This window comes from Streptomyces alfalfae (assembly GCF_004127445.1).
In the GTDB taxonomy this organism is placed as follows: domain Bacteria; phylum Actinomycetota; class Actinomycetes; order Streptomycetales; family Streptomycetaceae; genus Streptomyces; species Streptomyces alfalfae.
Map to the genome: position 1 here is coordinate 164,931 of NZ_QEXM01000050.1, position 22,583 is coordinate 187,513.

General features: G+C 72.8%; 20 protein-coding genes. 8 read left to right on the forward strand and 12 right to left on the reverse strand.

Features of this window, described 5'->3' with window-relative positions; translation table 11 throughout:
• The first annotated feature begins 254 nt into the window (after nt 1-254).
• Nucleotides 255-1,469, forward strand: coding sequence for an MFS transporter (locus tag DCW30_RS31845; protein WP_076686637.1), 1,215 nt, complete (start codon nt 255-257; stop codon nt 1,467-1,469).
• An 87-nt stretch (nt 1,470-1,556) separates the two neighbouring features.
• Here the strand turns inward: DCW30_RS31845 and DCW30_RS31850 are convergent, their stop codons facing one another.
• Complete coding sequence (locus tag DCW30_RS31850; protein ID WP_076686638.1) at nt 1,557-3,323, reverse strand: NAD+ synthase; 1,767 nt, start codon at nt 3,321-3,323, stop codon at nt 1,557-1,559.
• A gap of 218 nt (nt 3,324-3,541) precedes the next feature.
• Between DCW30_RS31850 and DCW30_RS31855 the strand changes: the two genes are divergently transcribed.
• Both DCW30_RS31855 and DCW30_RS31860 read left to right on the forward strand, forming a co-directional pair.
• Nucleotides 3,542-4,237, forward strand: a complete 696-nt coding sequence (locus DCW30_RS31855) for a DUF998 domain-containing protein (RefSeq protein ID WP_076689401.1) — start codon at nt 3,542-3,544, stop codon at nt 4,235-4,237.
• Complete coding sequence (locus DCW30_RS31860) at nt 4,234-5,037, forward strand: alpha/beta fold hydrolase (protein ID WP_076686639.1); 804 nt, start codon at nt 4,234-4,236, stop codon at nt 5,035-5,037. The genes DCW30_RS31855 and DCW30_RS31860 overlap by 4 nt, the downstream gene beginning before the upstream one ends.
• Before the next feature lie 513 nt (nt 5,038-5,550).
• Here the strand turns inward: DCW30_RS31860 and DCW30_RS31865 are convergent.
• Nucleotides 5,551-6,210: a DUF305 domain-containing protein gene (locus DCW30_RS31865; protein WP_373569142.1), complete on the reverse strand. Its 660-nt coding sequence runs from the start codon at nt 6,208-6,210 to the stop codon at nt 5,551-5,553.
• Nucleotides 6,186-6,848, reverse strand: coding sequence for a DUF3105 domain-containing protein (locus tag DCW30_RS31870; RefSeq protein ID WP_076686641.1), 663 nt, complete (start codon nt 6,846-6,848; stop codon nt 6,186-6,188). Before DCW30_RS31870 ends, DCW30_RS31865 begins: the two co-directional genes overlap by 25 nt.
• A gap of 275 nt (nt 6,849-7,123) precedes the next feature.
• Here DCW30_RS31870 and DCW30_RS31875 point away from each other — a divergent pair, with 275 nt between their 5' ends.
• Entirely contained in the window at nt 7,124-7,573 is a 450-nt protein-coding gene (locus DCW30_RS31875) for an Rrf2 family transcriptional regulator (RefSeq protein WP_076686642.1), read from the forward strand.
• Between the two features lie 49 nt (nt 7,574-7,622).
• Here the strand turns inward: DCW30_RS31875 and DCW30_RS31880 are convergent, their stop codons facing one another.
• On the reverse strand, nt 7,623-8,903 hold the full coding sequence (locus DCW30_RS31880; RefSeq protein ID WP_076686643.1) for a globin domain-containing protein: 1,281 nt from the start codon (nt 8,901-8,903) through the stop codon (nt 7,623-7,625).
• A gap of 371 nt (nt 8,904-9,274) precedes the next feature.
• Between DCW30_RS31880 and DCW30_RS31885 the strand changes: the two genes are divergently transcribed.
• Nucleotides 9,275-10,636 carry a glutamine synthetase family protein gene (locus tag DCW30_RS31885; protein ID WP_062780170.1) on the forward strand — a complete coding sequence of 454 codons (1,362 nt, stop codon included), beginning with the start codon at nt 9,275-9,277 and terminating at the stop codon, nt 10,634-10,636.
• Between the two features lie 33 nt (nt 10,637-10,669).
• Here the strand turns inward: DCW30_RS31885 and DCW30_RS31890 are convergent, their stop codons facing one another.
• From DCW30_RS31890 to DCW30_RS31905, 4 genes are all read right to left on the reverse strand, one after another.
• Nucleotides 10,670-10,879, reverse strand: coding sequence for a DUF397 domain-containing protein (locus tag DCW30_RS31890; protein ID WP_076686644.1), 210 nt, complete (start codon nt 10,877-10,879; stop codon nt 10,670-10,672).
• Between the two features lie 12 nt (nt 10,880-10,891).
• Nucleotides 10,892-11,101, reverse strand: a complete 210-nt coding sequence (locus DCW30_RS31895; protein WP_076686645.1) for a DUF397 domain-containing protein — start codon at nt 11,099-11,101, stop codon at nt 10,892-10,894.
• Nucleotides 11,098-11,970, reverse strand: a complete 873-nt coding sequence (locus tag DCW30_RS31900) for a helix-turn-helix domain-containing protein (RefSeq protein WP_076686646.1) — start codon at nt 11,968-11,970, stop codon at nt 11,098-11,100. Before DCW30_RS31900 ends, DCW30_RS31895 begins: the two co-directional genes overlap by 4 nt.
• A 220-nt stretch (nt 11,971-12,190) precedes the next feature.
• Nucleotides 12,191-12,628, reverse strand: a complete 438-nt coding sequence (locus DCW30_RS31905) for a VOC family protein (RefSeq protein WP_076686647.1) — start codon at nt 12,626-12,628, stop codon at nt 12,191-12,193.
• A gap of 309 nt (nt 12,629-12,937) precedes the next feature.
• Here DCW30_RS31905 and DCW30_RS31910 point away from each other — a divergent pair, with 309 nt between their 5' ends.
• Complete coding sequence (locus DCW30_RS31910; protein ID WP_079250415.1) at nt 12,938-15,982, forward strand: bifunctional [glutamine synthetase] adenylyltransferase/[glutamine synthetase]-adenylyl-L-tyrosine phosphorylase; 3,045 nt, start codon at nt 12,938-12,940, stop codon at nt 15,980-15,982.
• A 9-nt stretch (nt 15,983-15,991) separates the two neighbouring features.
• Here DCW30_RS31910 and DCW30_RS31915 read toward each other — a convergent pair whose 3' ends face one another.
• The 3 genes from DCW30_RS31915 to DCW30_RS31925 all read right to left on the reverse strand — a co-directional run bounded on the left by DCW30_RS31915 (nt 15,992) and on the right by DCW30_RS31925 (nt 19,702).
• Nucleotides 15,992-16,876, reverse strand: coding sequence for a phosphatase PAP2 family protein (locus DCW30_RS31915; protein ID WP_076686648.1), 885 nt, complete (start codon nt 16,874-16,876; stop codon nt 15,992-15,994).
• A 105-nt stretch (nt 16,877-16,981) separates the two neighbouring features.
• Nucleotides 16,982-18,007 (reverse strand): LacI family DNA-binding transcriptional regulator, encoded by a 1,026-nt coding sequence (locus DCW30_RS31920; RefSeq protein ID WP_076686649.1) that lies wholly within the window; start codon nt 18,005-18,007, stop codon nt 16,982-16,984.
• A gap of 24 nt (nt 18,008-18,031) precedes the next feature.
• On the reverse strand, nt 18,032-19,702 hold the full coding sequence (locus tag DCW30_RS31925; RefSeq protein WP_076686650.1) for a glycoside hydrolase family 13 protein: 1,671 nt from the start codon (nt 19,700-19,702) through the stop codon (nt 18,032-18,034).
• A gap of 321 nt (nt 19,703-20,023) precedes the next feature.
• On the opposite strand from DCW30_RS31925, the gene DCW30_RS31930 reads away from it, so the two are divergent.
• Nucleotides 20,024-21,658 carry a SpoIIE family protein phosphatase gene (locus DCW30_RS31930; protein WP_076686651.1) on the forward strand — a complete coding sequence of 545 codons (1,635 nt, stop codon included), beginning with the start codon at nt 20,024-20,026 and terminating at the stop codon, nt 21,656-21,658.
• On the opposite strand, the gene DCW30_RS31935 is transcribed toward DCW30_RS31930, so the two are convergent.
• Entirely contained in the window at nt 21,655-22,185 is a 531-nt protein-coding gene (locus tag DCW30_RS31935) for a GNAT family N-acetyltransferase (RefSeq protein ID WP_076686652.1), read from the reverse strand. The two genes, DCW30_RS31930 and DCW30_RS31935, sit on opposite strands and share 4 nt — an antisense overlap.
• A gap of 50 nt (nt 22,186-22,235) precedes the next feature.
• On the opposite strand from DCW30_RS31935, the gene DCW30_RS31940 reads away from it, so the two are divergent.
• Nucleotides 22,236-22,583 carry a 5-carboxymethyl-2-hydroxymuconate Delta-isomerase gene (locus tag DCW30_RS31940; protein WP_076689405.1) on the forward strand — a complete coding sequence of 116 codons (348 nt, stop codon included), beginning with the start codon at nt 22,236-22,238 and terminating at the stop codon, nt 22,581-22,583.

Consider the following 22,583-nt stretch of genomic DNA (forward strand, 5'->3'; position numbering starts at 1 on the left):
CCGCCGACACCGCACGGACTACCGCACACCGCACGGGACGCCGCGCACCGGTCGGGACACCACGCCGCACGGAATACCGCACGCCGGTCGGGGCACCGCACTGAGACCGCACGGAATACTGGGTGCGCGCGAGTTTGTTCCGTACGTAAACTTATAGATGCGCGTCCGCTCCTCCGTCCCCGCCCCGCGCGGCCCGCGCCGGTCACCCCCGGCCCTCGGCCCGCTCCCCCCGCTTCCGTGAGAGGTACTTCTTCATGCCCCTGGCCCTGCTCGCCCTCGCCGTGGGCGCCTTCGGCATCGGCACGACCGAGTTCGTGATGATGGGCCTGCTGCCCAACGTCGCCGACGACCTGCACATATCCATCCCCACCGCCGGTCACCTCGTGTCCGCGTACGCGCTGGGCGTCGTCATCGGCGCCCCGCTGCTCGCCGCCGTCACCGCGAAGCTGCCGCGCCGCCGCGTCCTGATCGGCCTCATGGCGCTCTTCGTCGTCGGCAACGCGCTCTCCGCGGTCGCCCCCGACAACACCTCGCTGCTGGCCGCCCGCTTCGTCAGCGGCCTGCCGCACGGCGCCTTCTTCGGCGTCGGCGCGGTCGTCGCCACCGGGCTCGTCGGCCCGGAACGCAAGGCCCGCTCGGTCTCCCTGATGTTCCTCGGCCTGACCGTCGCCAACATCGTCGGCGTGCCCGTCGCCACCGCGATGGGGCAGCAGCTCGGCTGGCGCGCCACGTTCCTCGCGGTCAGCGCCATCGGGCTCGTCGCCATCGCCGCGCTCGCCCTGCTCGTCCCCGCCGACCACGGCCACGGCGACGCGGTCGGCGTCCGCGGTGAGCTGCGGGCGCTCGCCAGCGGCCCGGTGTGGCTGGCCCTCGGCACGACCGTCGCCGGCTTCGGCGCGCTCTTCGCCGCGTACAGCTACATCACGCCGATGCTCACCGACGCCGCCGGTTACGCGGAGTCGAGCGTCACCGTGCTGCTCGCGCTGTTCGGCGTGGGCGCCACCGCGGGCAATCTGCTCGGCGGCCGGCTCGCCGACCACTCCCTGCGCGGCACACTCTTCGGCGGCCTCATCGCGCTGGCCGTCGTGCTCGCCCTCTTCCCGCTCCTGATGAGCGCCGGGTGGAGCGCGGCCCTCGCGGTGGCGCTGCTCGGCATGGCGGCGTTCACGACGGGCTCGCCGCTGCAGCTCATGGTCATGGAGAAGGCGTCGGCGGCCCCGTCGCTGGCCTCGTCCGCCAACCAGGCGGCGTTCAACCTCGCCAACGCCGGCGGCGCCTGGATCGGCGGGCTCGCCCTCGCGGCCGGATTCGGCGTGACCTCGCCCGCGGTCACGGGCGCGATCCTCGCGGTCCTCGGCCTCGCGGTCGCCGCGGCGGCGTACCTCGTGGACCGCAAGGCCCCGGCCCACGGCACCGAGCGCCTGGTCGCCTCCGGCTCGACCCGCGCCTACGAGCCGTCCGGCCGCTGAGAGCCGAGTGGGCCCGCCCCACCGCGGCGCCGAGGCGTCGAAGCGGGACGGGCCCACGGGCCGGTCCGTCGCGGGAGAGCCCTCGGCTCAGCCCTCGGTGTCGGCGCTCTCGCGCCAGCGGTTGGTGATCGGCAGACGCCGGTCCTTGCCGAAGCCCTTCGCGGAGATCTTCGTGCCCGGCGGGTACTGGCGCCGCTTGTACTCGGCGGTGTCCACCATCCGCAGCGTCTTCGTGACCAGCTCCCGGTCGTAACCGGCGGCCACGATCGCGTCGGCGCCCTGGTCCTTGTCGACGTACATCTCCAGGATGCCGTCGAGGACCGGGTAGTCGGGCAGGGAGTCCGTGTCGACCTGGTCGGGACGGAGCTCCGCGCTCGGCGGCTTGCTGATGGAGTTCTCCGGGATCGGCGGCGTCTGCCCGCGCTCCTCGGCGGCGCGGTTGCGCCACCGGGCGAGCCGGAAGATCGCCGTCTTGTAGACGTCCTTGATGGGCCCGTACGCGCCCACCGAGTCGCCGTACAGCGTCGAGTAGCCCACCGCCAGCTCGGACTTGTTGCCCGGCGCGAGGACGATGTGGCCCTCCTGGTTGGAGAGCGCCATCAGCATCGTGCCGCGCAGCCGCGACTGGAGGTTCTCCTCGGCGAGGCCGGTCAGCCCGAGTGAGCCCATGTAGGCGTCGAACATCGGCGCGATCGGCACCGTGCGGAAGTTGCAGCCGGTGCGGCGCGCAAGCTCCTCCGCGTCGCCGATGGAGTGCTCGGAGGAGTAGCGGGACGGCATCGCGACCCCGTACACGTTCTGCGCGCCCAGCGCGTCGCAGGCGATCGCGGCCGTGAGCGCCGAGTCGATGCCGCCGGAGAGGCCGATCAGGACACTGCTGAAACCGTTCTTCGCGGCATACGCCCGCAGGCCCACCACCAGCGCCGAGTACACCTCCTCGTCGTCGTCGAGCCGCTCGGCGTACCCGCCGGTCAGCTCGGCCTCGTAACGGGGCAGGGGCTCCTCGGACAGCGTGACGTGCTCGACGCGCAGGCCGTCGTCCACGACGCCGGACGGCGGCGTCGGGGCGGCGGCGGGCAGCTCCAGGTCCAGGACGACACAGCCCTCGGCGAACTGCGGGGCGCGCGCGATGACTTCGCCGTCCCGGTCCACGACGATCGAGTCGCCGTCGAAGACCAGCTCGTCCTGCCCGCCGATCATCGCAAGATACGCGGTGACGCAGCCGGCCTCTTGGGCGCGCTTGCGGACCAGTTCGAGCCGCTGGTCGTCCTTGTTCTGCTCGTAGGGCGAGGCGTTGATGGAGAGCAGCAGACCCGCACCCGCCGTACGCGTGGCGGGGACGCGGCCGCCGTCCTGCCAGAGGTCCTCGCAGATGGCGAGGGCGACGTCGACGCCGTGCACCCGCACCATCGGCAGGGTCTCGCCCGGCACGAAGTAGCGGAACTCGTCGAAGACGCCGTAGTTGGGCAGGTGGTGCTTGGAGAACGTCAGCACGACCTCGCCGCGGTGCAGCACGGCCGCGGCGTTGCGCGGCGCGCCCGCGGGCTGGCCGTAGCGGGGCTTGGCCTCCTCGGTGCGGTCGAGATACCCGACGACGACCGGCAGCTCGCCGAAGCCCTCGTCCCGCAGCCGGGCGGCGAGCGCGTGCAGCGCCGCGCGCGAGGCGTGGACGAAGGACGACCGCAGAGCGAGGTCCTCGACGGGATACCCGGTCAGCGCCATCTCGGGGAACGCCACCAAGTGCGCTCCCTGCTCGGCGGAGTGCCGGGTCCAGCGGACGATCGCCTCGGCGTTCCCGGCGAGATCGCCGACGGTCGAGTCGATCTGATTCAAGGCGAGGCGTAGTTGAGGCACGCGCCCAGTGTAATCGTCAGAGCGACGCGATGCCTGGCCGGGCGGGTGAGGCGGCTGCCGCGCGTGTCAGGGCCGACATGCGGGCGCCCGCCACGACGCCGATCATGAACGCATGACGACCACGGACGAACCGGCGCGGAACGCCACCGGCGGCCTGCCGTCCCGGACGGCGGCCGCATAGCATGGGCCTGCCCGATTCCCCGGCCCCGACGGTGTCCATGCCCCCTCAGCAGGAGCCCCGCGCCGCCGCGCGCACCGCGCCCGTCCTCCTGCTGCTCGGCGCGCTCCTCTACACCAGCTGGACGGCCGAGGCGGTCCTGCCCACCGGGCTCTCCCCCCTCGATTCGTACGTGAGTGAACTCGCCGCCGAGGGGGAGCCGTACGGGGCGTTCTTCCGCACGGCGGACCTCCTCGCGGGGCTGCTCTTCCTCGCGGGCGCGCTGACGGCACTCCTGCGGCAAGCGCCGCGGGGGTGGGCCTTGGCGGGCTGGGCCGGACTCGCCCTGTTCGGGGCGGCCACCGCCGCGGACTCGCGGCTGCCGCTGAGCTGCGCGCCGACCGCGTCCGCCGGGTGCGCGGCGAGGGAGGCGGCGGGCGACGTGCCGTGGACGCACGCCGCCCACGCGTTCAGCAGCGGCCTGGCGGTCGCGGGGGCGCTGCTCGCCATGGCGGCCTGCACGCTCGCCGCGCGGCGGAGCGCCGACCGCTGGCTGGTCCTCGCGTCGGCGGGCCCTGCCCTGCTCGTCGCGCAGGCGGTGGCCACGGCCTGGACGCTGGCAGCGGTCGCCGCCTTCTCCGCCGGGCGGGGGACGTGGGGGCTCGGGGCGGGGCAGCGGCTCCAGGTGCTGGTCGTCGCGGTGTGGATCGCGGTCCTCGCCTGGTCGCTGATGACCGCGCGGGAGCGGCGGACGTGACCTTCGTGCGGATCGGGGGAGTACCGCACCACGTCCGGGTGACGGGCAGCGGCCCGGTGTGCGTCCTGAGCGCGGGGCTCGGCCTCGGCTGGTTCGACTGGGACCCGGTGGTACCGCTGCTCGCGCCCCGCCGCACCGTCGTCCGCTTCGACCGGCCGGGCCTCGGGCTCAGCGGCCACGCGCGCGTGGCGCCCTCCCTGCGGGCGGAGGCGGGACGGATCTCACGAGTCCTCGCCGCCGCGCTCGGCGGAACGCCACGGGCGACCGTCGTCGGGCACTCGCTCGCGGGATTCCACGCGGAGGCGTTCGCGCGGCTGTACCCGGAGCAGACGGCCGGGCTCGTACTGGTCGACTCCAGCGTGGAGGAACGGCCACGGGTGCTCGTGCCGCGCGGGATGAGGACCGGGGGCGCGCGGATGTGCGGGGCACTGCTGGGCGCGGCGGGCGTCCCACGGGCGCTCGGACCCGCGCTGCGCCGACGCCTGGCGCCCACTCCCTGGGCCTCGCTGTACGGCAGCCGGCGGGTGTGGCGGGCCTCGCTCATGGAGTACGTGACGTACGGCGACGTGGCCACGGAACTCGCCCGCCTCCGGCGCGACACCCCCCTGGAGCCAGGGCTGCCGGTGACGGTGCTGGCGGCTGCCGCGGGGCGACGGGACCGGAAATGGGTCGCCCGCCAGCGAGACCTGGCCTCTGACCTGGGAGGAACCCTGCGGGTACTCCACCCCAGCGGCCACCTGGCGATGCGGGACCGCCCCGCTGAGGTGGCGAAGGCGATCCTCGAAGGCGGGTGCTTCTAGTCCGCTCCGCGGCCTGCCCTGGACCGCCGCTCCGCGGCGTATGCCTAACACCCGGCCCACCCGTTCACCCCGCGCGAGCGGTGGGCGCAGGGACCGGGAAGGGGGGCGAGTGGGAGGGCCGTCCCGCAGACGCGATCGAGACCGAAGGGGGACGTGTCGGTATGTCCGCCCGGAGCACAGTGGCACGGCCCAGGGCGCCGAAGCGGCAATTCGCCGACACCGTGATAGCGAGGACGGACATACCGTCGCGGCCCCGCCCCCATCACGACCCGTCGCGGCCCGCCCCGCCCCGTCGCGACCCCGCCCCGAAGACGCCCCGCGTGGTCCCGCCCCGCCCTGTCGAGGCCCCCGGAAGACGACCCGTCGCGACCCCGCCCCGAAGACGCCCCGCGCGGTTCCGTCCCGCCCTGTCGAGGCCCCCGGAAGACGACCCGTCGCGCCCCCACCTCAGAGCACGCCCCGCCCCCAAACACGCCCCGTCGCGCCCCCGCCGCCCCTCACCCGGACCGGTCGTCACGAAGCGCGACGCGCCCCCAGCAACCTCTTCATGAGCGCGATCTCCGACTCCTGCGACTCCACCATCCCCTCGGCAAGCCGCCGCTCCGCGGAAACCCCGCACCGCCGCACACACCCCGAAGCCATGTGCACCCCACCCCGATGGTGCCGAGTCATCAGCCGCAGATACAGGACCTCGGCGTCCCTCCCCTTGAGCCGCCCCAGCCGCGCGAGCTCCTTGTTCGTCGCCATGCCCGGCATCAGCGCCCCGTCGGCCCCCGGCGGCACGTCCCCCATGCCCATCCACTCCATCGGCGCCCCCTCCGGCACCTTCGGCAGATCCCAGAGGTCCAGCCAGCCCAGCAGCATGCCGCGCTGGTTGGCCTGGGTCTGGGCGATGTCGTAGGCGAGGCGCCGTACCTCCTCGTCGGAGGTGCGGTCCCGCACGATGTACGACATCTCCACGGCCTGCTGATGGTGCACGGCCATGTCCCGCGCGAAACCGGCGTCTGCCGACGAGGAGGCAGGCGCACCCGCCCCGTCACCGGAGGACGCGGAGGCCACGGCCACCGTGACCCCGCACGCCGCGACGACAGCCAGGACCGCCCCGACGGCCCACGCGGCACGGCACCGCCGGAACGCGTGCGCGTCCCTCACTTGGCCAGCCCGTTGGTGCACGCGGCCCCCGGCTCGGGCGTCTGCTTGCCCTGCACGTACTTCGAGAAGAACTCCCCGACCTTCGGGTCGTCGGCCCCGCTCACGGTCCGCTGGTGCGCCCACGCGGTCAGCATGACGGGGTCCTTCTGATCCTTGACGGGGCTCATCAAGGAGTACGGCGTCGCCTTGACCTTCGCCTCCAGCTTCTTCAGGTCGGCAGGATCCGCCTTGTCGTTGTACGTGACCCAGACGGCGCCGTGCTCCAGGGAGTGCACGGCGTTCACCTCGGGCAGTTCGTGGTCGTAGACGTCGCCGTTGCAGTTCATCCAGACCTGGTCGTGGTCACCGCCGACCGGCGGGCTCATGGGGTAGTCGACCTTCTCGGCGACGTGCGTGCGGCCGAGCTTGCCCCAGACCTTCTCGCCGTCCTCGTTCACCTTGTACGCGGGCCAGTCCTTCGAGCCGGCCTTCGCGTCCGACGAGTCGTCGGAGGCCCGGGAGAAGAGGAAGAAACCGCCGACGCCGAGCGCGGCGACGACGATCGCGCTGACCGTGACGGTGAGGGCACGCCCCCGCCGCTCCCGGGCGCGCTCGGCTTGGCGCATCTCCTCTATCCGGGCCTTGCGGGAAACGTTGCGCGACTTGTCGGCGGAACCCATGGCGTGTCCTTCGGGGGATGCAGGAATCCGGGAACCCGAGAACCCGGGGAACGGGCCGGGAACGGGCATGCGAGCCCGCTGATCGTAGAGCGACGAGGGAACGGACAACAGACCATTCACCGAACATCGGCCACACCCACCATCGGAGACCCCCGAGCCCCGCCCAGCCCCTGCCACCCAGCGCCCACCCAACCCCGAGCCAGCCCCGATTCAGCCCCGACCCCACCCCCACCCACAAATTTGAGCCAAGGATGCCGATTACCTACGCTCAAGCCATGCGGCTCATGCGATCCACCGACCTGGCGCTGCGCACGCTCATGCGCCTGGCCGTGGCGAGCGGCACGGCGCCCACGACGCGCGAGGTCGCCGCGGACGTGGCGGTGCCGTACACGCACGCCGCGAAGGTCGTCGCCGAGCTGCAGAAGATGGGCCTGCTGGAGGCCCGCCGCGGCAGGGGCGGCGGGCTCCGGCTCACGGAGGCGGGCCGTAGGGCGTCGGTGGGCGCGGTGGTGAGGTCCTTCGAGGGCGACGGCGACGTGGTGGACTGCGAGGGCTCCACGCCCTGCCCCCTGGCCGGCGCCTGCCGCCTGCGCGGAGCCCTCCGCGCCGCCCAGGAGGCCTTCTACGCCTCGCTGGACCCGCTGACGGTGGCCGACATCGTGGCCTCGCCGACGGGCCCCCTGCTGCTGAACCTGACCACGCGCCCCGAGCCCCCGCAGCCCTGACCGGGTGGGCCCCAGCCCGGCCCCCCCGGGGAGGCTCACGCCATCCGACTCAGACCCCCGCCAGCCACAGATCCGGCCCGAAGACCTCGTAGTGGATGTCGGCGGGGGCGACGCCCCGCTCGATGAGCTGCGTCCGCACGGCCCGCATGAAGGGCAGCGGCCCGCACAGGTACGCACGCGTGCCGGCCGGGATCTCCGGCAGCGCGGCCAGGTCGGCGAGCCCCGTGAGTGCGGCGGGGTGCCCGGCGTCGGGCCGCTCGTAGAAGAAGTACGAGGCGCCCGCCGGAAGCTTCGCGGTGTATGCCGCGTGGTCGTCGCGCAGGGCGTGCTCGGCGGGGGAGCGGTCGGCGTGCAGAGCGGTGACGGGACCGCGGTGCCCGGCGGCGGCGAGCTGCGCCAGCATGGCGATCATCGGGGTGACGCCGATGCCGGCGGAGGCGAGCAGCAGCGGGGCGTCGGCGTCGAGGCCGTCGAGGACGAGGTCCCCGTAAGGGGCGGATACCCGCAGCACGGAACCGGCCCGCACGCGCGCGTGCAGGTGATGGGACACCTCCCCGTCCGGCGCTCCCGCCAAAGACGCCCCATCGGCCCCCACACCCGAACCGGCCCCCACACCCGAACCTGCACCCGAACCGGCACCCGCGCCCAGAACCCGCTTCACACTGAACTGCCGCACGTCCCCGCCCGGCGCCCCCGACAGGCTGTACTGCCGTATCTGCCGGGCCCCTTCAGCGAGTTCGACCTGCACGGACACGTACTGCCCCGCGCGGAAGGCGGGCGCGGGCGCGCCGTCGGCGGGACGGAGCCGGAAGGTGGCGACGTCGGGCGTCTCCTCGACGCGTTCGACGACCTCCCAGTCCCGCCAGGTGCCGCCGGCCGCGGTGGCGCCGTGCTCGGCGTAGAGCCGGGCCTCGATGGCGATGAGGGCGTTGGCCATGAGCCAGTAGACCTCGTCCCAGGCGGCGGCGACCTCGGCGGTGACCGCGTCGCCGAGGATCTCTGCGATGGCGGCGAAGAGGTGCAGGCGCACGGTCTCGTACTGTTCGGGGGCCACGCCGAGCGAGGCGTGCTTGTGCGCGATGCGGTTCAGCATCATGTCGGGCCGCTCGTCCGGGTGCTCCACCAGGTGCGTCGCGAAGGCGGCGATGGCGCCCGCGAGGGCCTGCCGCTGCGTCCCCGCGGCCTGGTTGCCCCGGTTGAAGAGGTCGGCGAGCAGCTCGGGATGGGCCGTGAAGAGCCGGTCGTAGAACCGCTCGGTGATCTCGCCGATGGCGGCTCCGACCACGGGAAGGGTGGCGCGGACGGTCGCGGCGGACTGCTCTGTCAGCAAGGTGGGCTCCTCGTCAGGGCCGAATCAGGCCGGATCGGGGACGGAAGACGTCAGGGGGATGAGGGAAGGGGAGCGAGTAAGGACGGGTTGCGCCCCCCTTGTCTGGTTCGGGGCTCAAATTAGCATCCAAGATGCAAGTTATAGCGGCGGGGGTCGGGGTCCACCGCCGTTACGGCCGAGCGGTCCAGCAGGCACTATGGGCACAGAGCGACAAGCGACACGGGTGCAGAGCGGCAAGCGACACGGCTCGGGACACCGCGGCACGGGTCCGCAACGCGCGCGAAACCGAGGAGTGGGATGCTCGTGTGCCCGGTGCGTCCCGTGGCATGTGAGCAGGCGGCCTGACCAGCAAGGATGGGTGGAAGCGGAAGATGGACAAGCAGCAGGAATTCGTGCTCCGTACGTTGGAGGAGCGCGACATCCGGTTCGTACGCCTGTGGTTCACGGACGTCCTCGGCTTCCTGAAGTCGGTGGCCGTGGCCCCGGCGGAACTGGAGCAGGCCTTCGACGAGGGCATCGGCTTCGACGGTTCGGCGATCGAGGGCTTCGCCCGGGTGTACGAGTCGGACATGATCGCCAAGCCGGACCCGTCGACGTTCCAGGTGCTGCCCTGGCGGGCGGAGGCCCCCGGCACCGCCCGCATGTTCTGCGACATCCTGATGCCGGACGGTTCGCCGTCCTTCGCGGACCCGCGCTTCGTGCTGAAGCGCGCCCTGGCGAAGACCTCCGACCTCGGCTTCACCTTCTACACGCACCCCGAGATCGAGTTCTTCCTGCTCAAGGACAAGCCGCTGGACGGCTCGCGGCCCACGCCCGCCGACAACTCCGGCTACTTCGACCACACCCCGCAGAACGTCGGCATGGACTTCCGCCGCCAGGCCATCACCATGCTGGAGTCGATGGGGATCTCGGTGGAGTTCAGCCACCACGAGGGCGCCCCGGGCCAGCAGGAGATCGACCTCCGCTACGCCGACGCGCTGTCCACGGCCGACAACATCATGACGTTCCGCCTGGTCATGAAGCAGGTCGCGCTGGAGCAAGGGGTCCAGGCGACCTTCATGCCGAAGCCGTTCTCCGAGCACCCCGGCAGCGGCATGCACACCCACCTCTCCCTCTTCGAGGGCGACCGCAACGCCTTCTACGAGTCGGGCGCCGAGTACCAGCTCTCCAAGGTCGGCCGCTCCTTCATCGCGGGCCTGCTGCGGCACGCGGCGGAGATCTCGGCGGTCACCAACCAGTGGGTGAACTCCTACAAGCGCATCTGGGGCGGCTCGGAGCGCACGGCGGGCGCGGGCGGCGAGGCCCCCTCGTACATCTGCTGGGGCCACAACAACCGCTCCGCACTGATCCGCGTGCCGATGTACAAGCCGGGCAAGACGGGCTCGGCGCGCGTCGAGGTCCGCTCGATCGACTCCGGCGCCAACCCCTACCTGACCTACGCGGTACTCCTCGCCGCCGGCCTCAAGGGCATCGAGGAGGGCTACGAACTGCCGCCGGGCGCCGACGACGACGTCTGGGCGCTCCGCGACGCCGAGCGCCGCGCGATGGGCATCGAACCGCTCCCGCAGAACCTGGGCGAGGCGATCGCGCTGATGGAGAAGTCGGAACTGGTCGCGGAGACGCTCGGCGAGCACGTCTACGACTTCTTCCTCCGCAACAAGAAGCAGGAGTGGGAGGAGTACCGCTCCGAGGTCACGGCCTTCGAACTCCGCAAGAACCTGCCGGTGCTGTAGCCGCGGGGCGGTGGGCGCCTCCCTGGCCGCGGGTCAGTCCAGGGAGGCGTACATGATGAAGTCGGCCCAGGCGGTGGGGGTGACCGTGAGGCGGGGGCCCCGGGCGTTCTTGGAGTCGCGGACGTGGACGGTGTCACGGGAGATGGCGACCTCGACGCAGTCACCGGGCTCGTTGCTGCTGCTGTAGCTGCTCTTGAGCCAGTCCAGCGTGGCAGCCTCTTCGGCGGATGGCTTGCCGGTCATGTGTCCTCCGGGTCAGGCCAGGGAGGCGTAGACGATGAAGTCGGCCCAGGCGGTCGGGGTGACCGTGAGCCGGGGGCCTCGGGCGCGCTTGGAGTCGCGGACATGGACGGTGCCGGGGGTGGCGGCGATCTCGACGCAGTCGTCACCTTCGCTGCTGCTGCTGTAGCTGCTCTTGAACCAGTCCAGCTCGGCAGCGTCCCCGACGGAGGGCTTACGGATCATGTCTCTCCCAGCGCTCGCTCGATGAAGGCCAGCGACTCCCCTGGCGTAAGAGCCTGTGCCCGGATGATTCCATACCGCAGCTCCAGGATGCGCAGCTGCCGGAGATCGGAGACAGGGCGGCCGTTGAACGCCCCATCGGAGCGTCCCACCGCCGTGCCGTCTCCGAACTTCAGCATTTCGATCAAGCCGCTCATTCCGGGATGCCCACTGTGCATGGTCGGCATCACCTGAAGCTCGACGTTATGCAACCGCCCGACTTCCAGTAGGCGTTCAAGCTGTCGGCGGAGCACCATTCTCCCGCCGATCGGTCGCCGCAGCGTCACCTCTTCCTGAATGAAACTGAGGTCAGGAGCCGGTGATCGCTCGAAGACCGACCGGCGGGCCATGCGCGCGGCGACCATTCGCTCAAGTTCACCCTGTAAGTACGCGGGCCGCCGTACACCGAGCAGCGCCCGCATGTACTCCTCCGTCTGAAGCAGCCCGTGCAGGTTGTGGTTGCTGTACAGCAGGAGCTCGACCGCCCGCTCCTCCAGCTTCGCCAACTCCCGTACCTTCTTGGGGTACCGGGCCTTGGCCATCTCCTCGCGCATCGCGGAGATGAAGCCCCGCGCTCCCAGTGCCTCGTCCGCCTTGTCCAGGTACTCCGGACGAGGAATCCGCGCCCCGCGCTCCACCTTGCGGACGAGGTCCTCGCCGTACCCGATCGCGTCGGCGAACTCGACCACACTCAACCCGGCAGCCTCACGCCACCGCTTCTGCTGACGCCCGAGCGCCTCGACCACCGAGGCGATCTCGTCCTCCGGATCGACGTCCCAGCCGGGTTCGTCCACCGTGTCCACGGGTTCCATGCTGCCGCTGTCCGCGTTCATGCGCGCCCACCTCCGACGTACCGCGCCGTGCCTGTCCAACGCGCACCCGTACCCCGCCGTCACGCGGGACAGCCGGGACAAGTCGGTACAACGGGCGGACCGTTGTGGGCAGCGCCCCGGAGGCCGGAGCGCTCCATGGCCGGGGAGCCGAGGGGCCCGATCGACGACCACTGTCCGGCCCCGGTCAGCCACGGAGCGTGACTTCCTTGCGGTCAGGCCCTCACCCCTGCCGCACGATCGCGTCCCGCAGTGGCGTCTTCGCGCGGACCGTGTACTCCTGGATCGCCCAGCCGTTGCCGTCCGGGTCCTTGAAGTACATGAACGTGCCGCCGTCCTCCGGGGAGTGCTGGATCGGCTCCGAGATGTCGAGGCCGCGCGAGGTCAGCTCGGCGTGGGCGGCCTTGGCGTCGGCGACGCAGAGCTGGAGGCCCTGGTAGGAGCCGGCGGGCGGCTTCGGGCCGCTCATTGTGTCCCAGAGGCTGTCGGCGGCCAGCGCGATGGAGCAGCCCGACCCCGGCGGGGTGAGCTGGACGATGCGCATGCCGGGCATGACCTCCGCGTCGATGTCGACGTGGAAGCCCAGCTTGTCGCGGTAGAACTCCATGGACCGGTCGAGGTCGCTCACCGGCAGCGGGATCACTTCGAGTGTGTATTCCATGGAGCGGAGTACACCAGGCGGTCGGCGGCCTGTCAGCGACCGCGTCCACGGCGATTTCGGCGCGTCGAAGCGGAGCAGAACCCTCCCCGCGCCGGGGGCGGAGCCACCCTCCCGCGCCAGGCCGGACCCCCCCGGCGGCCGGGGGAACCCGCCCTCCCGCGTCAGGCCGGAGCCGGGTACAGGCTCCTTCCACACCGCGGCGCGAACGGAACACTCCCACGCCGGAGGCGACCCCGTGCCCGCCACCCGGGCGGAACCCGGTGGTGAGGCCGTAGGCTCGGGGGCGGAGTGATCGAACGGAGGCTCGGCATGGCGTTGCCGCGGGAAGGGGAGGGCGCGAAGCGCCCGTTGCAAGGGGGGTGGCGGGAGACCGGCGGCCGCCGGAGCAGCACGTTCACACGGCTGCTGCGGCACGGCTTCACCGACCCGTCCGCGGCGGAGCGGTTCCTCGACGCGCCCGGCCTCGGCGGCGTCCGCTCGGACCCGCTGCTCCTGGACGCCCTGGGCGCCACCGCCGACCCCGACCTGGCCCTGTTCGGCCTCGTACGGCTCGTGGAGGCGCAGGGGGACGAACAGGGCAGGCGGGAACTGCTCGACACCCTCGTCACCGCCAAGCCGCTGCGCGACCGCCTGCTCGGCGTGCTCGGCGCCTCCGAGGCCCTCGCCGACCACCTGGCGCGTCACCCCCGCGACTGGCGGGCCCTCGCCGTCTACGAGTCCACCGACCTCCATCCGGGGGTGGCGGACTTCGAGCGCGGCCTCGCCGACGCCACCGACCCGGAGTCGCTGCGCGTCGCCTACCGGCGCTGCCTCCTCGCCATCGCCGCCCGCGACGTCTGCGGCACCACGGACGTCGCCGAGGCCGCGGCCGAGCTCGCCGACCTGGCCACGGCGACCCTGCGCGCGGCGCTCGCCCTGGCCTGCGCGGCGGCCCCCGAGGACGCCGCGCGGTGCCGGCTCGCGGTCATCGCGATGGGCAAGTGCGGAGGCCACGAGCTCAACTACGTCTCCGACGTCGACGTCATCTTCGTCGCCGAGGCGGCCGGCGACACCGACGAGGGCGAGGCCCTGCGCGCCGCGACCCGCCTGGCCTCGCACATGATGCGGATCTGCTCCGAGACCAACGTCGAGGGCACCATCTGGCCCGTCGACGCGAACCTCCGCCCCGAGGGCAGGAACGGCCCCCTGGTGCGGACCCTCAGCAGCCACCTCGCGTACTACCAGCGCTGGGCGAAGACCTGGGAGTTCCAGGCGCTGCTCAAGGCGCGGCCCGTCGCGGGCGACCCGGCGCTCGGCGAGGAGTACGTGGCGACGCTCGCCCCGCTGGTCTGGCAGGCCGCCGAGCGCGAGAACTTCGTGGCCGACGTGCAGAAGATGCGCCGCAGGGTCGTCGAGAACATCCCCGCGGGCGAGGTCGAGCGGGAGCTGAAGCTCGGCCCAGGCGGGCTGCGGGACGTCGAGTTCGCCGTGCAGATGCTCCAGCTGGTGCACGGCCGCGGCGACGCCTCGATCCGCAGCGGTTCGACGCTGGAGGCGCTGAAGGCGCTCGGGGCGGGCGGATACGTGGGGCGGGTGGACGCGGCGCAGCTCGACGACGCGTACCGCTTCCTGCGCTCCCTTGAACACCGCATCCAGCTCTACAAGCTGCGCCGCACCCACCTGGTGCCCGAGGACGACGCCGACCTGCGGCGCATCGGCCGCTCACTGGGCATGCGCACGGAACCGATCACCGAGCTGCACCGCGCGTGGCGCAGGCACACCTCCGTGGTGCGCCGCCTGCACGAGAAGCTGTTCTACCGCCCACTCCTCGACGCCGTCGCCCAGCTCGCCCCCGGCGAGACCAGGCTGAGCACGGAGGCGGCCCGCGAGCGCCTGGTCGCCCTCGGTTACGCGGACCCCAGCGGGGCCCTGCGCCACCTGGAGGCGCTCGCCTCCGGCGTCTCCCGCAAGGCCGCCATCCAGCGCACCCTGCTGCCGGTCCTGCTCGGCTGGTTCGCGGACTCCGCCGACCCGGACGCGGGCCTGCTGAACTTCCGCAAGGTCTCCGACGCCCTCGGCAAGACCCCGTGGTACCTCCGGCTGCTCAGGGACGAGGGGGCCGCGGCCGAGAACCTCGCCCGCGTCCTGTCCGCCGGCCGCCTCGCCCCCGACCTGCTCCTGCGCGCCCCCGAGGCGGTCGCGCTGCTCGGCGACCGGCGCGGCCTGGAACCGCGCGGCCGCGCCGCCCTCGAACAGGAGATCCTGGCCGCCGTGCGCCGCGCCGACGGCGCCGAGCAGGCGGTCGCCGCCGCGCGCGGGGCCCGCAGGCGCGAGCTGTTCCGCACCGCAGCCGGCGACCTCATCGGGTCGTACGGCACGGAGGACAGGCCCGCCGAGGAGGACACGGGCACGCTGGTCGACCTCGTGGGGGACGCCATCTCCGACCTGACGGCGGCCACGCTCGCGGGCGCCCTGCGCGCGGTCGTCCGCGAGGGCTGGGGCGACACGCTGCCGACCCGCTTCGCCGTCATCGGCATGGGCCGCTTCGGCGGCCACGAGATGGGCTACGGCTCGGACGCGGACGTCCTCTTCGTCCACGAGCCGCGCGAGGGAGCCGACGAGCAGGAGGCCGCCAAGGCCGCCGCGAAGGTGGTCGCGGAGATGCGCAGGCTGCTCCAGATCCCCTCCGCCGACCCCCCGCTCCTCATCGACGCGGACCTGCGCCCGGAGGGCCGCAGCGGCCCCCTGGTCCGCACGCTCAAGTCCTACGAGGCCTACTACCGCCGCTGGTCCCTCGGCTGGGAGGCGCAGGCGCTGCTGCGGGCCGAGCCGGTCGCGGGCGACGCCGATCTGGGCCGCGCCTTCATCGACCTCGCGGACCCCCTGCGCTACCCCGCGCAGGGCCTCACCGAGGACGCCGTCCGCGAGATCCGCCGCCTGAAGGCCCGCATGGAGGCCGAGCGGATGCCGCGCGGCACCGATCCGACGCTCCACGCCAAGCTGGGCCGCGGCGGCCTCTCGGACATCGAGTGGACGGTCCAGCTCCTCCAGCTGGAGCACGGCCACGAGGTCCCCGCCCTGCGCACGACCCGCACCCGCGACGCCCTCGCCGCGGCCCTCGCGGCGGACCTGATCCCGCCGCAGGACGCAGCGACCCTCGACGAGGCCTGGGTGCTCGCCTCCCGGGTCCGCAACGCGGTGATGCTGGTACGCGGCAGAGCGGGCGACACGTTCCCCTCGGACGGCCGGGAACTGGCCGCGGTCGCCCGCTACTTGGGCTACGACCCGGGCCACGTCGGCGACATGCTGGACGACTACCGCAGGGTGACGCGACGGGCACGCGGCGTCATGGAGGAGCGGTTCTACGGGGGGTAGCGGCCCGGCCTAGGCCTTGACCGGCGGCCGCGGGGTCTCGGAATCCTCCCGCACCGCCACCTCGCGCGGCAGCGCGTACGGCGTCGCGCCGTACCAGAGGCGGGCCGTCGCGAAGCCGAAGGCCAGGCAGAGCATGCCGCCCACGGCGTCGAGCCAGAAGTGGTTGGCGGTGGCGACGATGACGACGAGCGTCGTCACCGGGTAGAGCAGGCCGAGGACCTTGACCCACGGCACCGAGGCCAGCGCGAAGATGGTCAGGCCGCACCACAGGGACCAGCCGATGTGCATGGACGGCATCGCCGCGTACTGGTTCGACATGTTCTTCAGGTCACCGGAGGCCATCGAGCCCCAGGTGTGGTGGACCAGGACGGTGTCGATGAACGTGGAGCCGTTCATCAGGCGGGGCGGCGCGAGTGGGTACAGGTAGTAGCCGACCAGGGCCACCGCCGTCGTCGCGAACAGGACGAGACGCGTCGCCGCGTACCGCCCGGGATGGGCGCGGAACAGCCAGACGAGGACACCCAGCGTGACGACGAAGTGCAGCGTCGCGTAGTAGTAGTTCATGCCGACGATCAGCCATGTCACGGAGTCCACGGCGTGATTGACGCTCCGCTCCACGGCGATCCCGAGGTGCTGCTCCAGTTCCCAGAGCCAGTCCGCGTTCCGCAGCGCCTGTGACTTCTGCTCGGGCACGGCGTTGCGGATCAGGGAGTACGTCCAGTAACTCACCGCGATCAGCAGGATCTCGAACCAGAGCCGGGGGCGGCGCGGGGTCCGCAAGCGGTGGAGACGCCGTGGCTGATCCTGCCCATTGCGGTCATTTCGCTCGCCCGCGATGGGTGATGAGGTGGGGCGCTGTCGGCCCTCAAGTGTCGTCACGGTCGTCTCACCCATAGGCACAGAGTCTGCCAGATCCCCGTTCCTCGACCGATCATCCCCTGGTCGGGTTCGGCCCGCATTCTCTACGCCCCGAGGACGAGCCGGCGCCCCTGATATTCCCTAGGGGCGCCGGGGCGCGGAGGCGGTTGAACCGCGAACCACCAGCTCCGGCATGAAGACGAACTCGCTGTGCGGGGCGGGTGTGCCGCCGATCTCCTCCAGGAGCGTGCGCACCGCGGCCTGGCCCATGGCGGGGACCGGCTTGCGGACCGTGGTCAGGGGCGGGTCGGTGAACGCGATCAGGGGGGAGTCGTCGAAGCCGACCACCGAGACGTCGTCCGGGACCTCGAGGCCGCGCTGGCGCGCCGTCCGTATCGCGCCGAGCGCCATCATGTCGCTGGCGCAGACGATCGCCGTGCAGCCGCGGTCCAGCAGCGCGCCGGCGGCGGCCTGACCGCCCTCCAGGGTGTACAGGGAGTGCTGCACGAGATCGCTCTCGATCTCGTCGGGGGAGAGGCCGAGGCGGTCCTGCATCGTGCGTAGGAAACCCTCGATCTTCCGCTGGACGGGCACGAACCGCTTGGGGCCGAGGGCCAGTCCGACGCGCTCGTGGCCGAGGGAGAGCAGGTGCGTGACGGCGAGGCGCATCGCCGCGCGGTCGTCCGGCGAGATGAACGGGGCCCGCACATGGGGTGAGAAGCCGTCCACGAGCACGAACGGCACACCCTGCGCGCGCAACTGTTCGTAGCGCTGCGTGTCGGCGGTGGTGTCCGCGTGCAGGCCCGAGACGAAGATGATGCCGGAGACGCCGCGGTCCACCAGCATCTCGGTCAGCTCGTCCTCGGTGGAGCCGCCCGGCGTCTGGGTGGCCAGCACCGGCGTGTACCCCTGCCGGGTCAGGGCCTGCCCGATGACCTGGGCGAGCGCGGGGAAGATCGGGTTGTCCAGCTCGGGCGTGATCAGCCCGACCAGGCCCGCGCTGCGCTGCCTGAGCCGCACCGGGCGTTCGTAGCCGAGTACGTCGAGGGCGGCGAGCACTGACTGACGGGTGGCCGCGGCGACGCCCGGCTTGCCGTTGAGCACGCGGCTTACTGTCGCTTCGCTGACCCCCGCCTGGGCTGCGATGTCGGCTAGCCGTGCGGTCACGGATTGGACTGTACCGGTCACGCCTCAGATCGCCCACCAGACGGCGGAATCCGCCGGAAGCACCGTTTCCTCCGGCCCCGGCTCGAACCCCGCGCCCGGCCCGCGGTCCACACCGGCGAGCAGCACGCTGCCGGGGGTGGGCAGCGCGACGGGGGACGAGGTGAGGTTCACCGTGCAGGCGAACGATCCGGCCGCGGCGGTGCGGCGGAAGGCCAGCACGCCGTCGGGCGACGCCAGCCACTCGATGCCGCGGCCCGCGCCGAGCGCCGGGTGAGTGCGGCGGATCGCCAGCGCCGCGCGGTAGAACTCCAGGGTCGACGCGGGGTCGCCGGTCTGCGCGGCCACCGAGAGGTCGCGCCAGGACTCCGGCTGCGGCAGCCAGCTCGGGCCGCCGTCGGCCGGACCGAAACCGAACGGCGGGCGCTCGCCGGACCAGGGCAGCGGCACCCGGCAGCCGTCCCGCAGGCCCCCCTGGCCCGCGGTGCGGAAGAACGCCGGGTCCTGGCGGGCCGCGTCGGGCAGCTCGGTCACCTCGGGCAGGCCCAGCTCCTCGCCCTGGTAGATATACGCGGAGCCGGGCAGCGCCAGCATCAGCAGCGTGGCGGCCCGCGCCCGGCGCAGACCGCGGGCCGCGTCGCCGCCCGAGAAGCGCGTCGAGTGGCGTACGACGTCGTGGTTGGAGAGCACCCAGGTGGCGGGCGCGTCCACGGCGTTCATCGCGGCGAGGGAGCGGTCGATGACGGCGCGCAGGGCCGCCGCGTCCCAACCCGTGGTCAGGTACTCGAAGTTGAATGCCTGGTGCAGCTCGTCGGGGCGCAGGTACAGGGCGCTGCGCTCGACCGTGGGCGTCCACGCCTCCGCCACGGCGATGCGCTCGGAGCCCTCCGCGCCGGTGTACTCGTCGAGGATGCGGCGCCAGTCGCGGTAGACGGCGTGCACGCCGTCCTGGTCGAAGTACGGCACGGACTGGCTGCCGAGCAGCTCGACCTGTTCCGCGTGGCCGATGTCCGGGAGGCCCGCCGCCTTCACCAGGCCGTGCGCGACGTCGATGCGGAAGCCGTCGACGCCCTTGTCCAGCCAGAACCGCAGGATGGAGCGGAACTCGTCGTGCACGGCGGGGTGGTCCCAGTTGAAGTCGGGCTGCTGCGGGGCGAACAGGTGGAGGTACCACGCGCCGTCCGCGACGCGGGTCCAGGCGGGGCCGCCGAAGACGGACTCCCAGTCATTGGGCGGCAGTTCGCCGTCCGTGCCCTTGCCCGGCCGGAAGTGGAAGCGGTCCCGCAGCGGGGAACCGGGTCCTTCGCGCAGCGCCTGCCGGAACCACTCGTGCCGGTCGGAGCAGTGGTTGGGCACCAGGTCGACGATGACGCGCAGACCGAGGGAGTGCGCCTCGCGCAGGAGGGCGTCGACGTCGGCGAGGGTGCCGAAGACCGGGTCGACCGCGCGGTAGTCCGCCACGTCGTACCCGGCGTCGGCCTGCGGCGACGCGTAGAACGGGGAGAGCCAGACGGCGTCCACGCCCAGGTCGCTCAGGTGGTGCAGCCGGGCCGTGACGCCCGGCAGATCGCCCATGCCGTCACCGTCGCCGTCGGCGAAGCTGCGCGGGTAGACCTGGTAGATGACCGCGTCCCGCCACCACTCCCGGGTGGTCGCGGAGTCGGAGAAGGTGTGCGCGGCGGTGACGTGCTGGGTCATGGAGCCCCTCGGGAGTGCGGACGGGAGTGCGCGGAGTACGTGCCGTCGGCCGGCGGGCCGGACACCTCAGTGAACGCCCGGCGGAACACGAAGGTCACGAGAGCCTTCCGGCGCGGGCGGGCGCGCACGGCACGGCTCGCGGCGGGCAAGAGGAGAGGGGTGGAGATTTTACCGCCAAGGTCGGCGGCTTCGGGCGGAGTTCGGGGATCTTCACCGTTCCCGGTCGGACCAGGGCAGTCTTCCCCCGGAGCCGCCACGGCCGCGCTAACTTGGTCGGGCAGGCTCACCGGGAGTCTGCCCTGACCTGCCCCAAGGGGCCTTGTGAACGCCAACGGCAAGGCAGACACCACGGTCCTGGTGGTCGACGACGTGGCCGCCAGCCGGTACGCGCTGGGCGAGGTACTGCGCAGGGACGGCCATGACGTCGTGCTCGTCGCCAGCGCGGCCGAGGCCCTGGCCGAGCTCGACGCGCGCGGACGCGCGGGCACCCTGCCCGACGTGGCGCTCGTCGACGTGGGCCTGCCCGACATGAGCGGCTTCGACCTCTGCCGCCGCCTGAAGGAGTCCCCGCCGACCGCCGCCCTGCCCGTCGTGCACTTCTCGGCCGTCAAGGTCGCCCCAGCCGACCGGTGCCTCGGCCTCGACGCGGGCGGCGAGGCCTATCTGACGGTGCCCGCCGAACCGGAGGAGATCCAGGCCGTGGTCCGGGCCGTCGCCCGCGGGGCCAGGCACCGCAGCGACGCCGAGGCCGAGGCGGGGAACCTGACCCTGCTCGCCGAGACCATCCTCGACGTGCAGTCGGCCCGCTGCCCCAGCGAGCTGGCCCACGCGGCGGCCGTCGGCGCCGGACGGCTCACCGGCGGTCCCGCCGTGGCGTTCATCGTCGGCGATGACGGCGCGGTCCACCGGGGCCTCTCCCGCCGCAGAGCCGCCGCCACGCTGCCCGACGACGGCGCGCACGACGCCGTGGCCCGCCTGGTCCTGCGCACCATGGCGGGCCGCGTCGGCATCCGGGACACCGTCGTCCCCGCCCCGCTCTGGCCGCCCGGCTTCTTCCACGCCGTGCCGCTCGACGACACCTCCCCCGCGGGCGGCGCCCGCATCACCGTCGCGCGCAGCCGCGAGGGCTGCGCGCCCGTCTGCCTCGCCATCCCGTCGTACACCTCTGTCGGCGACCCCGGGACCGCCCGGCTCGTGGGGCGGCTCGCCCACGCCACCGCCCTCGCCGCCGAACGGCTGCTGATGTACGAGATGGAGCGGCACATCGCCCTCACCCTCCAGCGCAGCTTCCTGCCCACGCACGTGCCGCAGGCCCCCGGCACGGAGGTCGTCGTGCGGTACGAACCCGCCTCCAGCGACACCGAGATCGGCGGCGACTTCTATGCCGCGCTGCCCACCCCGGCGGGCGTGCTCACCGCCATCGGCGACGTCGTCGGCCACTCCCTGGAGGCGGCCACCGTCATGGTGGAGATCCGGCACGCGCTGCGCGCCTACTGCGTCGACGAATCCGATCCGCGGACCCTCGCCCACCGCCTGGACAAGATGCTCCAGCGCTACCACCCGGACGCGACGACCACCCTCTGCCTCGCCCTCGTCGACCCCGCCACCGGCCGCACCCGCGTGGCCAACGCCGGGCACATCCCGCCCCTCATCGTCGACGACGCGGGCACCGCCAAGTACCTCAAGGCCAGTGGTCCGCTGCTCGGCCTCGGCCTGGACAGACCGCCGCCCACCGAGACGGTCCTGCGCCGCACCGACCGGCTCCTCATGGTCACCGACGGCCTCATCGAGACCCGGGGCACCGACCTCGCCGCGTCCATGGAGCATCTGCGCGGCGTCGCGGCCGACGCGCCCCTCGGCGTCGCCGCCCTCTGCGACACGCTGCTCGCCTGCTTCGGCCACGACAGCGACGACGACATGGCCCTGCTCGCCCTGCGCCTCACGGGCCTCGACTAGCCGAGCGGTTCCCCGCCGAGCGGTTTCTCCAGGAGCAGCACGCCGTACGTGCCGCCGTCGGCGGCGACCTTGCCCGGCAGTTCCCCGACGACCGCGTACCCGGCCCCCTCGTAGTACGTGCGCAGACGGGGGTTGGAGGTGACGCAGTCGAGTCGGCACAGCGTCCGGCGCGCCGCGGCGACGCGACGCTCGGCCGCCGCCAGCATCTCGCGGCCGGTCCCCGGGCGTGCCCCGCGCCGCACCATGAGCCGGTGCACGTAGCCCGCCACGGGCGGCTGCGGCCCCCAGGCGGCCTCGTCGTCCCACCACACCTCGCACGCGCCGCTGACCTCGCCGCCTTCGAGGGCGAGCCACACCTCGCCGACGCCGGAGGCGATCAGCCGCCGGAAGTGCCGCTCGTCCTTGCCGCCCGGCTTCCACTGGTCGATGCCCTGTTCCAGCATCCAGCGGGCCGCCCCGTCGTACAGGCCGGTGAGGGTGGCCGTGTCGCTCTCGTCCGCACTGCGGAACGTCAGTTGCGCCGTCATGGCGATCACCGTAAAGGTGTGCGTGACATCGGGAACAACGAGGGATGGCCATGCCGCAGATCACCGTCGACTACTCCGGGCGGCTCGACGACGACTTCGACCGCAGGGGCTTCGCGCTGGCCCTGCACCCGCTGCTCGTCGACGTGGCGGGCGCCAGGGCGGAGGCCTGCAAGACCCGCTTCGTGCGGACCGAGGACGCCGTGGTCGGCCACGACGAGGGCGACGACGACATCGTCCACGTCATGATCGCGCTGCTGGCGGGCCGTTCCGACGAGACCAAGGCGCGGGTCACCGAGGGCGCGCTGGCCCTCGTCCGGCAGTACGTGAGACCCGCCGAGGGCCGCACCCTGCACGCCTCGGCCGAGATCCGCGACCTGGACGCCTCCTACCGGAAGTAG